Origin of the sequence: uncultured Parabacteroides sp. (assembly GCF_902493135.1) — a bacterium.
GTDB lineage: Bacteria > Bacteroidota > Bacteroidia > Bacteroidales > Tannerellaceae > Parabacteroides.
In genome coordinates, this window is record NZ_CABUOD010000005.1 from 91846 (window position 1) to 104388 (window position 12543).

Here is a 12543-nt window from a genome sequence, read left to right on the forward strand (position 1 = left end):
CATAATTGTTAGGATGTTTTAAAATCTATTCCTATCTTTACCCCGAATTATCTGTTAATGTGGGATGTGAGGTATAACATGATTAGACGTTTATTACTGGTCGTAGGGATTATTGTGTCTTTGTCATCGTGTGGCGGAGATATTGCTTACCGGATAGAAGGCAAACTTACCAATCTGGAGGATCAGACCTTATATGCCGTTTTCGAGAATGATGAGATAAAAGTCGTAGATACGGTGACTTGCGAGAAGCCGGGCGAATTCTTGATCGAAAAGAAAGAGGGCGATTTTCGGGAAGTGACGCTTTTCTTTGCCGATAAAATGCATTGGGTTACGGCCTATCTGGAAAAGGGAGAGAAGGTGACGATCACCGGAGATGCTGATTATCCCGCTCTGTTGCGTGTCAAAGGAGGGCGGATCAATGACCGTCTTTCCGCGATAAAAAAAGAAATGGCTCCTTTGTTGAAGGAACAGGCCGACCTGATCCGCCAACTGAACAAGAAGAACCAGGAAAACGCCAACGGCTCGATAGAGGAAACGGATATGGCCTCGCGCCTGGCGAATGTGAACCATCTGTTGAACGAGGAGGCCGCCGCCGCCATTAAGAAATATCCGGATGAAGAAGCCTCTGTCGTATTGATACAACACTACTTTAACCATCCCGACGATACCCGGCGAATGGACGAACTGCTGGCGGTGCTGAGTCCGAAACTGAATGATTTCTATCTGGTACGAAAGCTACAGGAATATAGCACGCGGGCAAAAAGGACTGCTTTGGGGGCCGAGGCGCCCGGTTTCAATGTGAAGAACATTTACGGGACTCCTGTCAGCTTGGATTCTTTTCCTAAGAAATATTTGCTGCTTGCATTCACGGCTCCCTGGTGCGATATGTGCCAGACGGAAGACCTGTATTTGGATGAAGTGGCAATGAAATATCCGAAAGAGAAGGTGGACATGTTGCTGATCAGCTTGGATGACGACCAAGCCGAAGTACGAAAAGTGATTGCAAAGGATAGCATCGACTGGAATCTGGTTACCGATTCCGCCGGACAGGCAGCCATGTTGGTCGATCTGTATAATGTAAGTGCCTTGCCCCGTTGTTTCCTGATCGATGAAGAAGGAAAGATCATCTTGAAAACGGATAATGGGGTCGAGATAAAGCAGACGTTGGAAAACTTAATAGAATGATGATTTCAGATGTATGATTTATGCAATGTCGCTATCCATACATCATAATTATCCGGACTCATAAATTATAAATCATAAATCTTTAACTATGTTAGTCAAATCTTATGCTGCCGCCGTGCAGGGTATATCGGCAACGGTCGTTACGATCGAAGTGAATTGCACGAAAGGTATCCAGTTCTTTTTGGTAGGGTTGCCCGACGTGGCTGTCCGTGAAAGCCATGAGCGCATTATTTCCGCTCTTCAGGTAAGCGGTTACAAGTTCCCCCGTAACCGCATTGTGATCAATATGGCGCCTGCCGATATCCGGAAGGAAGGTTCGTCGTATGACTTGCCGCTTGCGATCGGTATCCTGGCGGCGGCCGAAGAGCTGGATGCCTCCCGGTTGAGTCATTACATGATGATGGGAGAACTCTCTTTGGACGGCAGCTTGAAGCCGGTAAAGGGAATCCTGCCGATCGCGGTCAAGGCGCGTGAAGAGGGATTCAAAGGTTTTATCGTTCCCAAGCAGAATGCCCGCGAGGCCGCTGTTGTCAACAATCTGGAAGTGTACGGTGTTTCGACCATCAAGGAGGTGATCGAGTTCATTGCGGGAAAGCGGGACCTGGAACCGACGGTTGTCAATACCCGTGAAGAGTTTTATGCCCGGCAGCTTCAGTTTGAAGCGGACTTCTCGGATGTGCGCGGGCAGGAGAATGTGAAGCGTGCGATGGAAGTAGCCGCGGCCGGCAGTCACAATCTGATCCTTATCGGTCCTCCGGGAAGCGGTAAATCAATGCTTGCCAAACGTCTCCCTTCCATTCTGCCTCCTTTCACCTTGCAAGAGTCATTGGAGACAACTAAGATACATTCGGTTGCCGGTAAGATCGGGCTGGACACTTCCCTGATGACGCAACGCCCGTTCCGCTCGCCCCATCACACGATCTCGAATGTGGCGATGGTCGGCGGAGGCGCTTTCCCGCAGCCGGGAGAGATCAGCCTGGCGCATAACGGAATCTTGTTTCTGGATGAATTGCCCGAATTTAACCGGAGCGTGCTCGAAGTCATGCGCCAACCTCTGGAAGACCGGACGATAACGGTCTCGCGTGCCCGCTTCTCTGTCGATTATCCGGCCAACTTTATGCTGGTCGCTTCCATGAATCCTTGTCCTTGCGGATATTATAATCATCCCGATCGCCCTTGCCTCTGTTCTCCGGGCGCCGTCCAGAAATATATGAACCGCGTTTCCGGCCCTCTGCTGGACCGGATCGATATACAGGTGGAAGTCGTGCCGGTCCCTTTCGAGAAGATATCCGACGGTCGCCCTTCCGAATGCAGCGAAATGATACGCGAGCGCGTGATGAAAGCCCGCGCCATCCAGGAAAAACGCTTTGCCGGGCATGAGGGCATTTACAGCAATGCCCAGATGAACTCCAGGCTGCTTCATGAATATGCCGTGCCCGATGCCGCCGGCCTCTCTTTGCTGAAGGTCGCCATGCAACGCCTCAATCTTTCCGCCCGCGCCTACGACCGCATCCTGAAAGTCTCCCGTACGATCGCCGACCTGGAAGCCTCTCCGAATATCGAAGCACGCCATCTGGCGGAAGCCATACAATACCGGAGCCTGGACAGGGAAACATGGGGGACGTAAGAATAAACCGCAGGAATTTAATTAGATATCAAAATAATACCTATATTTCCTATGGGAAAAGAGTTGGGAAAGTAGCTGATGGATATCGCCAAGTATATGACGACAACTATTTTGCTGTCATCGTCATTTGAATCATGATAGTATAGAAATGGCAAGGGGAGTCTCCCTGCCCCAGGCTAGACTCCCCATTTCTACCAATTCATAATTAAAGTTTTGGTTTGCGTTCGTGTTTACAGCTCAAAGGCTTCGTGCCAAGAGTGTTTGCTCTAGCCATAAACCGTCGTTAGCCTTTCCTTGATGTCCCCATCGAAAGACATGGCAAAGGAAGGTATAAAAAAACACTTGTCCAATCTTTTATGCGGTTATTATTTATTTTTTTATATGTTTGATAACATGCCGATAGTAGGTCTGGCTTATGTCTGTCCCTTTTTCCTTTTAACTGTTCCGGTATTCCAGCGGACTCATGCCTACGTGGCGTTTGAAGTATTTCCCGAAGAACGACATATTGGTGAAATTCAGTGAATAGGCGATGTCATGGATGCTGAGGTTCGTTGATTTCAGTTGCGCCTTGGCATCCATGATTACCATCGAGGTAATGATGTCAATGCAGGTTTTGCCGGTCGTCTGCCTGACGATTGTGCTGAGATGTGCCTGCGTTATGCCAAGCTTTTTGGCATACCACGCAACGTTTCGTTGCGTGGTATAGTTCTGCATAACCAGTCGGTTGAAGTTTTTACTGGTCTGTTCGGATTTGGACAGATTGGAATTGTCTTTGATTTTATCTTTATATAGGGCGCTTACTCCCATGAGGATTCCAGAGAAAAGATGGTTCAAGAGATTGGCGTTGTTCAGTATGCCGTTGCAAAATTCGTATGTATTGAGGAGCAACGAGAAATAGTCTTTCAACAACCCGGCAGGTTGTTTTTCCAATTCTACGACCGGGCTGTCCTTGACTGCATAATAGATGTCCATGGCAGAATAATTGATTTTCGCTTGTTCGATGAAACAAGACGAGAACCCCATGAAATAGATTTCCAAGTCTCCTTCTGCCTTGTGTATTTGCAAGATCGTGCCCGGCGGAAGCGTGATAAAACTTCCCGGCATCACTCGGTAGCGTGCCAGATTGATGGAGGCTTCCAGATCCCCCTGCAGGCACAGGACGAAAATTCCGGCTTTCAACCGACATGGATTGTTCGCATATAAGTTGAGCAATCCAATGTCGTTTTTCGAGAGCTGCCCGATGATCCAGTTTTCGGGAAGGTCTATTTTGGGTATGTTGTTTTCTATTTGCATGGTATGGTTGGAAAGGTTGGAGACAAAGATATTGATTTTTCTTGAATATGATGTTTGATCAGCAAAAAAAGATTATGGTAAATATGATAAAATGGATATATTATCATGGCTAAATACTTCTATATGTGGATAGATGGAGTTCTTGATCTAAAAAATAGGACAGGTAATAATATAAATAGACCTTGTTGGATTTGAAGAATAACTGTTCCTTTGCAAGGAATTTTTATCAGATAACAGTCTCTTTTCAATGAAAAAGAGTACAAGTAAGTATAGGGTGAAGAAAATAACGACTTTAACAGCTTTTATGTTAACTTGTTTGTTAACATTTTTTTCTTGTGATTCCGAACGTGTCGGAACGATAGGTCCCGGAAAATTGCAGCTTTCCTTGGCGGCTGATACGGTTTCGGTCAACAAAGGTGTCAGTAATGCCACCAAATCGGTTGGCTCGAACGAGTTCGACCGTTTCTTGATGACAGATGACTACCGCATCTGCATCTTCCAAGCTACCGACACGGTCCGTTTTTTCGACCGCTTTGACCGGATGCCTTCGGAAATCGAATTGCCGGAAGGTTATTATACTCTTGTCGCCTCCAAAGGCGATAACTTATCCGCTGCTTTCGAAAACCCTTATTTTGAAGGAAGCGCCGACTTTACGGTCAAATCCGGTATGAACACCCCTTTGGACGTCGTTTGCTCGTTGGGCAATGCGCGGGTGACGGTCGAATATACCTCCGTATTCCAAGACGCTTACGAAGATTATGCCGTACTGCTCAGTACTCCTTTCATCTCCAACGAGTTTGAGATTGCCAAAGAGGAACCACGCCCGGCCTATCTTCAGGTTGCGAGGGAGGGAACGGATATGAATGTCTGGATCCGAGTACGAAAGATGGGAGAGGAACGGTCCAAAACTTATTTAGTCCCGAATACGATTAGGTTGGGACGTCGGCAAAATGTCCATTTGATATTTAAGACGGATGGCGGTGCTTTCAACGGAATCGGCTTGGATGTCGTGTTGGACGATAAATTGACCGATAAGGATATCCCGATCGATATTCCGGATTTTATGTGGGAAGAATTTACTAAGCCTGATTTACATCCCGTTAACTTTAAATCGGGTGATAAGGTTGAAGTCCCCGTCGTGGATGGAACGTCCGGCGATGGCATGTTGGTTGGTTTCAAGATGCTGGCCGGTGTCGGTTCTTTGTGCATCAAGTATTGGAGAGACGATTTGTATGAAGAAGAGGCCGAGATCATAGACCTTGCTACAGATGAGGGTGTTGCCAAAGCAATAGCCCAAAAATTCTCTTGGCAATCCGGTGAAAAGCAGAATATCAATCTGAAAAACATAAAGAGCGGACAGGTCTTCTTATGGGATGCCCTTAATAATTTGAAGGCACCGGAGCGGGAAGAGGGAGTCTCGTTTTATTTATATCATTTTTCCATTTATGGGCATAATGCGAATGAAAAACCGAAATATACGGATACTGTGAATTTTGACGTAAAGGTATTTGTGCCTAAAGAAGATTAAGTAAAGTGTAATAGCAGATGAAAAAGAATATAGTATCTATTTTATGGTCGTTTGTTTTGTTGTGTACGGCAAGTTGCAGCCAAAACGAGGATGATAACCCGCCTGTTTTTCCGGATAATGCGGGTGGCTTGAATGTGGCAGCCAATATGTCTACAGAACAAGTGATACCGGTTATCACGCGATCGGCCGATTTCAGCGGTTTGTCGGCGGATGATTTCTATATAAAGATATTGAATGACAAAGGAGAGGTGGTCAAAGAGTTCGAGTCGTTGACAGCCATGCGCGACGAAGGGTTGCCGGTCATCTTGTCAACTGGCAATTATACGGCATTTGCCTCTTCGTTCAAGCCTGATGGGGTAGAGGCTTCTGCGAATCCCTATTTTGAAGTGGAGGGCGGGAGCCATCCGTTTGTGATAGAGGAGAAGCGGACTACGCAGGTGACTTTGAAGTGTGTCTATAAAAGTTTGGGTGTAGAGTTGGTTTTGTCCGAACAGTTTCAGGAGTTGTTGGACAAAGAGTCTGAAAACTATGACTATAAGGTGAACGTGTCGAACGGTGAAGCCTCGTATGAGTTCTCGAAAGACGAAATGAATCCGGCTTATTTTTTGAAAGGTTGTGATGAATTGGTCGTGAGAGTGACCATGAAGATGGGCGGTAGAGATTATCCGGAACGTGTCTGGCGGATCACGAACCAAGGGAATGCGCCTAAGACGGGCGAATATTATATCATCCGCCTGGATGCGGGCGACCAGCCGGAGACGGTATCTTTAAGAAGTGCATTAATGGAATAGGAGAATGAGTATGGTAAAACCGATTACATATTGGGCGTTGTGTTGCCTGCTGTTCTTCGTCTCATGCGAGATGAAAAAGGATTTGTTCGGACAGGGGCAAGGAAATGAAGAAGAGGGTGTGCCGGAAAATGTCGGCCTGCTGGATCTTCACGTAGTGGCGGAACGGGAAGCAGCCGTGCCCGGGACGAAAGGGGATCCGGAGGAGGATCTTTATCTGGCTACGGACGATTTCTGTGTCTCGATACTCGACAGCGTGGGGCAGGTGGTGAAGAGCTACGATTCGTATGCGGCGTTGAAGGCGGATGGCGAATTGTTGTTGCCTGCCGGCAAATATACGGTCCGGGCTTTTAGCGGTGACGATCCGGATGCCGGTTTCGATGCTCCTTACTATGAGGGGGATACGACTTGCGTGGTTTCTGCCAAGGAGGTGGTGAAGATCGAGACGAATTGCCGTTTGTCGAATAAAAAAGTTCAGTTTGACCTTTCCGACCGATTCTTCGACAGTTTCAGAAGTGATTATACGATTGTGGTGGACAACGGGACGGGGGTGCTGACGATCTCGTCGGACGAGTTGCGTTCCGCCTATTTCCGGAATACCGGGACGTTGCGCTTTACGATCTATACGACAACCTATAAAGGGGAATCCTATACCTATTCGTGCGACTTGTCGAAAGACGAACAGATCAAGGAGCATAATAATTTGTATATCAAACTGGATGCCATCGATGCCCGGCCGGATGAACCGGGCGAACCGTCGGATCCCGGCAATCCTGACAACCCGGGACCGGGCGAACCTTCGGAACCGGACGAACCGGAAGGACCGACAGATCCTGAAAAACCGGAATATCCTTCTTCCGCTCCGACCATCAAGGTGGATGTGTCGCTGGTTGAAAAGAACTATATAATAGAAGTGCCTTCCGATTTCGTGGAAGTGGATAAGCCGGATAAACCGAGTACGCCGGGGGGAAATGAGCCGGGAGAAGGGGAAACTCCAGCTAAAACTGAACCTGAAATAACAGGTGAGATTGATGGAAAACTCTTTGATGTTGGTTCGCCTCAGACGATCACAGGAAACACAAAGAATATTATAGTTTATTTGTATTTACCTACAGGATTGGATGCTTTAACTGTAGATGTTGTTATTGGTGATTTGATAGAACTGAAATCTATGAATTTGTTAGATCCATCAGCTTTAGCTTCTATAAATCAGCTTTTGTTTGATATAGATCCTGATTTGAAACTGGAAGTTCCAAATAGAGGAGAAAAAGGAAAATTGAAGTTTGATATTTCTTCATTTAAGAAATTGTTAGAGAGCAATAATTCTTTTAATATAACGATAAAAGATAAAAACGGAAAAGAATGTAATGAAAAAATTATCTTGAACAAAAAATAGTGATAGAAATGAAGTCATTAGTTGATGCTATAAAATATATTGCAATTTGCCTGTTGGTTGGATTGTTAGGATCTTGTGCTGAGGATAAGAATAGTTTGTGCTCGACCGGTATCCTTTATCTGAATGTAGAAGAAGATGCAACCTTGCATACCAAGGCGCAAACGGGAGTTACTTTCGAGTCGCTTCGGGTAGATGTGTTGGATATGAATCGGGATACGGTCAATACATATAAAGATTATCTTTCGGATGTAAAAGACCAGCGAATGACGCTTCCCGTGGGAAAATATATAGTTGCTGTCAGTTCGAATCATACCGGTGAGGCGGGCTGGGAAACTCCTTTGTATCGAGGAGAAGAAGAGGTTGAAGTCAAACAAGGGGAGATCACCAGTGCGCAAGTGGTTTGTAAGATAACCAATACGAAAGTGTCGGTATTGTATTCCGAGAATATGAAAAACTATTTTTCTCATTACGGTACTACTGTAAGCAACTCTTCCGGTTCTTTGACATTTACTCGTGATGAATATCGTTCCGGCTATTTTACGCCGGAAGAATTGACAATGTCGTTAAAGTTAGTAAATCGGGATGGTAATGAGTTTGTAATTAGAAAGATATATCCGGATATTAATCCTCAATATCATTATATATTTAACATTGCTATAGCTAATCCGGGGGGAGGAGATCAGGAAGCCGGTGCTGATTTTGATGTAACGATTGATGAGGAACATGACGAAATAACGTATGATATTTTTGTACGAAAAGAGGATTTGTTTCGTGTGGGAATTACCTCTTTTTCTTTGAGTGATAATTTTACAAATGGAGTATTCTCTTTTCGGGAAAATGCAGAAACAATGCCGCAAATAGGGCTTACTTATAAAGTCGGTACGAAAACCCAGTTTCAAAAAGTGTTGGTTGAAACGACTTCGCCAGTATTTGTAGAAGCCGGTTTGAGCAAGTTTGATTTGACGGATCCGCAAAGTGCAACTTCTGCACAGGCATTAGGACTTGGTAATCCTCCGACACCGGACTTAGGAGAAAGTGCCGATTTCGTAGATTGTACCTGGGATTTATCCGGATTGTTATCTTATTTAAAGGCTGTAAACGATAAACCGACAGAGCATCTATTTAAGGTCCTTTTCGTAGATGATCGTAATCAGGAAAAAGAAACATCGTTTACGATTAAAATCATGCCGGATGTAGCGGCTGCTGTTGAGGATCCTATTTGTTGGACGACTTTTGCCGTGTTGCGGGGGATTACTGTTGATAAGACTGCTTATTTCCAATTGACATCATCTGATGGTTTAAATATTGATATTAAAGATGTAGAACGCACGGATGAAGGGAATGTATCGGCGTTGGTTACAGGGTTGAAGCCGGATGTTTCTTATTCGTATAAATTGGCTTCAGAACAGGATCCGGCAATGGTATGTGGAGCTGTGGAGTTCAAGGTTGAGGCGGCTTCGGTGGTTCCGAATTTGGGTTTTGAGGAGTGGGGTACAAGAGTAGGAAAAGTTGATGCACCAGGTTCCTATGGAGGAAATAAAACTTATATTTCACCGAATGATGATTCTAAAAATATTTATTGGGAATCTGGTAATTTAGGAGCAACAGCAGGGAAAACAGTTCTTACAAATGAAACGGAAGAAGTAGCTTCCATTAATTCGTCGAAAAAAGCAGCTTACTTAGTCTCTACTTGGGCTGGGGTGAATTTAACAGTAACTAAAATAGGCGCTTTCTCAGCTGGTAGTATATTTTCAGGAATTGTAGAGTATGCCGGACAAGATGGTGCAGAGCTTTTGTATGGACAATCTTACAAGGGTTTTCCTGTTTCGCTGAACGGTTGGTATAAGTATAAACCAGGTACAATTAATTGGAAAAATAATGCAGAAACAACATCTTCAGAATTAGATAAAGGTATAATTTGCATAGCTTTATCTACTCAGAAGATAAGTGTGAAATCTTTGACTAAAGAGGCTGATAGTGAAAAGAATAAGTTTAGGAAAAACTCAGAAGGTATTTTTGCCTATGGTGAAATGGAGATAACGGAAAATGTAGATACATATACGGAATTTTCTATACCATTGACATATTATAAAGGGAAGATGCCTTCTCCCGAAACCCCTATATACATTATCATCATGGCTTCTTCAAGTAAAGATGGCGATGTGTTTACCGGTTCGACGAGCAGTGTCATGTATGTTGACGAATTTAGTTTGTCTTACGATTATAATCAAGAATGTTTGAAAGAAACGGAATACAAAGATATTCCCGTAAATCCAGTTAATAACGAATAAATGAAAAAACATCTTTTTTTCCTGTTCCTATCCGTCCTTTGTTTTTCTTTGTCCGTCCAGGCAAAGGAAAACAAGTACGACCGTGGGATTGTCATGAAGACCTTTATCCCGAAAGGGCAGTGGATGGTAGGGACAACGTTCTCATACTCCGAGCATGTGGACGAAAACTTCGAGTTTCTTTCCGTGCTAAAAGATATAACGAGCGATGGATATACATTCAAGGTGACGCCATTGGTCAGCTATTTCATACGCGACAATATCAGTTTGGGGGCACGTTTTGCTTACGGGCGTACCGTGACGAACCTGAATAACCTGTCTTTGGAGTTGGGCGATGATTTGAGCTTTGACGTCAGCGACTACGAAAGTACTTCCAATACGTTTACGACTGCGGTCTTTTTGCGTACTTATCTGAATTTGGGCGATAGCAAACGGTTCGGGTTGTTCAACGAAGCAAGGGTTTCGTATGGCTATTCCGAAAGTAACGGAAGTTCCGGAACGGGAGTCGACCTCTCCGGCTTATACCAGCTGAAACATAACCTGAATATCGGTGTCGCACCCGGTATCACGGTATTCGTCAATGATTTTGCAGCCGTGGAAGCCTCCATCAATGTGGCAGGGCTTAATTTTAACTGGTACGATCAGACGCGTGACCAAGTATATAAAGGCAAACGTACTTCCAGTTCGGCGAATTTCAAGATCAACCTGCTGTCGGTAGATCTCGGCATAGTCTTTTATCTGTAACTGATTTATGAAGAAAGGAAAGAATTTCATACTACTATCGGTTGTTCTTGTTCTTTTGGCAGGATGCGTGAAGAACGATTTGCCTTATCCGACGATCGTGGGGGAAATCAATGAGTTTGCCTTGCAGGGGCAGACTCAGATGAAGATAGATAAAGGGGCGGCTACGATTGCCGTCAAGGTAGCGGATAGTCTGGACCTGGCCAATCTTAAAATCGAGAAAATGATTGTGACAGACGGTATGACGATTATCCCCGACGAAGAGGCGTGTCTCGACTTTGCGCATTTCCCGGATACCGGTTTTGTTCATGTGGACAGCTTGCCGCCTACTGCCGATACGCGGATGAACTTTAAGAAGCCTGTCTCGTTTACCCTTCGTCTTTATCAGGATTATCCGTGGAAAGTGACGGTAGAGCATGATATCCGACAACAGGTAATGGTGAAAAACCAGTTGGGCAGTGCGTTGATCGATAAGAATACGCACAATGTAATTGTATATGTAGACTCGCTTCTGCAACCTTCTTTGCGCAATATTGAGATTGAAACGTTGAGTTTGGGCGGTTCGACGGCAACGGTCATGCCCGACCCGCAATCGGTGACCGACTTCACACGTCCCCGTACCTTCCTCTTTACCGCTTTCGGCGAGACGGAAGAGTGGACGGTCAGTGTGGCTTATCCGCCTGCGGGAATGTCTTTTACGACTGTTTCCGCTTTTGCCAAACGTGCTTGTGTATCGGGTGTGACCCGTACGGGTATGGTTTCCGCCCGCTATCGGGTCAAGCCGGAAACGGAGACGAAAGCTGATGTGGACAGTGAGTGGCAGAACGTATTGTCGAGCGAGATAGATATCGACGAGGCTGGCAACTTTACGTTGGTGTTCACCCATCTGCAGCCGGGCAAAGTCTATGAATACGAATTGACCGTCGACGGCGTCAAAGAAGAGGTGAAGACATTCGAGACGGAGCCTGTCGAGTTGATCCCGAACCTTTCGTTGGATGATTGGTATAAAGACGGGAAAAGCTGGTATGCCAATCTGGATCTGGAGCCGGACAACTATTTCTGGGATTCCGGTAACAAAGGTTCCAATGCAGTAGGCGAGGCGAATCCGACTTCGCCGGAAACGAGCGATGTGGTCCGTGGCAAGGCGGCACGTCTGGAAAGTAAGACGGTAGCAGGCGTTTTCGCTGCCGGTAGCCTTTATACGGGGACTTTCGGCAAGGTCGAGGGATTGAGCGGTGCATCTTTGAACTTCGGCCGTCCTTATACGGGCCGTCCGTCGGCATTGAGAGGATATTATAAGTATAACTCCGGTGTGATCGACAAGGCGAAAGCACCTTATCAGGATTTGGCGGGTCGGCGTGATTCCTGCCATATCTATATGGCGTTGTTTTCTGGCTGGACGGCTCCTTTCCCGGTCAATACCAATACGGGAACGTTTGTCGACCTGACCTGGAACAATGAAAACCTTGTCGCTTTCGGGCAACTCATACAGGGCGAAACGGTAAAGGATTATACCCAGTTCCGTATCGACTTGGAATATCGCGACCTGACAACAAAACCGACATATATCCTGATCGTAGCCTCCGCCAGCAAGTATGGCGATTACTTCACGGGAAGCACGAGCAGCGTGTTGCTGTTGGATGAGTTGGAGTTGGTGTTTGAGTAATTGGCAATTGGCAATGGTTAATTGACGATTA

Annotated in this window: 9 protein-coding genes; 8 read left to right on the plus strand and 1 reads right to left on the minus strand. The window is 45.7% G+C overall.

Features of this window, described 5'->3' with window-relative positions:
• Positions 1-78 precede the first annotated feature (78 nt).
• Together RDN79_RS03725 and RDN79_RS03730 are read left to right on the plus strand one after the other, a co-directional pair.
• Positions 79-1185: a TlpA disulfide reductase family protein gene (locus RDN79_RS03725; protein WP_298554033.1), complete on the plus strand. Its 1107-nt coding sequence runs from the start codon at positions 79-81 to the stop codon at positions 1183-1185.
• Between the two features lie 88 nt (positions 1186-1273).
• Positions 1274-2812, plus strand: a complete 1539-nt coding sequence (locus tag RDN79_RS03730; RefSeq protein ID WP_298554035.1) for a YifB family Mg chelatase-like AAA ATPase — start codon at positions 1274-1276, stop codon at positions 2810-2812.
• A gap of 435 nt (positions 2813-3247) precedes the next feature.
• Here RDN79_RS03730 and RDN79_RS03735 read toward each other — a convergent pair whose 3' ends face one another.
• Positions 3248-4099: an AraC family transcriptional regulator gene (locus RDN79_RS03735; RefSeq protein WP_298554148.1), complete on the minus strand. Its 852-nt coding sequence runs from the start codon at positions 4097-4099 to the stop codon at positions 3248-3250.
• 322 nt (positions 4100-4421) lie between these two features.
• On the opposite strand from RDN79_RS03735, the gene RDN79_RS03740 reads away from it, so the two are divergent.
• The 6 genes from RDN79_RS03740 to RDN79_RS03765 are packed head-to-tail and all read left to right on the plus strand — an operon-like array spanning position 4422 to position 12512.
• Entirely contained in the window at positions 4422-5633 is a 1212-nt protein-coding gene (locus RDN79_RS03740; protein ID WP_298554038.1) for a DUF4493 domain-containing protein, read from the plus strand.
• A 17-nt stretch (positions 5634-5650) separates the two neighbouring features.
• Positions 5651-6424: a DUF4493 domain-containing protein gene (locus RDN79_RS03745; RefSeq protein ID WP_298554040.1), complete on the plus strand. Its 774-nt coding sequence runs from the start codon at positions 5651-5653 to the stop codon at positions 6422-6424.
• A 4-nt stretch (positions 6425-6428) separates the two neighbouring features.
• Positions 6429-7817, plus strand: a complete 1389-nt coding sequence (locus RDN79_RS03750) for a DUF4493 domain-containing protein (RefSeq protein ID WP_298554043.1) — start codon at positions 6429-6431, stop codon at positions 7815-7817.
• An 8-nt stretch (positions 7818-7825) separates the two neighbouring features.
• Positions 7826-10108, plus strand: coding sequence for a DUF4493 domain-containing protein (locus RDN79_RS03755; RefSeq protein ID WP_298554045.1), 2283 nt, complete (start codon positions 7826-7828; stop codon positions 10106-10108).
• Entirely contained in the window at positions 10109-10849 is a 741-nt protein-coding gene (locus RDN79_RS03760) for a hypothetical protein (protein ID WP_298554048.1), read from the plus strand. It begins immediately after the preceding gene.
• A 7-nt stretch (positions 10850-10856) separates the two neighbouring features.
• Positions 10857-12512, plus strand: coding sequence for a PCMD domain-containing protein (locus tag RDN79_RS03765; protein ID WP_298554051.1), 1656 nt, complete (start codon positions 10857-10859; stop codon positions 12510-12512).
• The last annotated feature ends 31 nt before the right edge of the window (positions 12513-12543 follow it).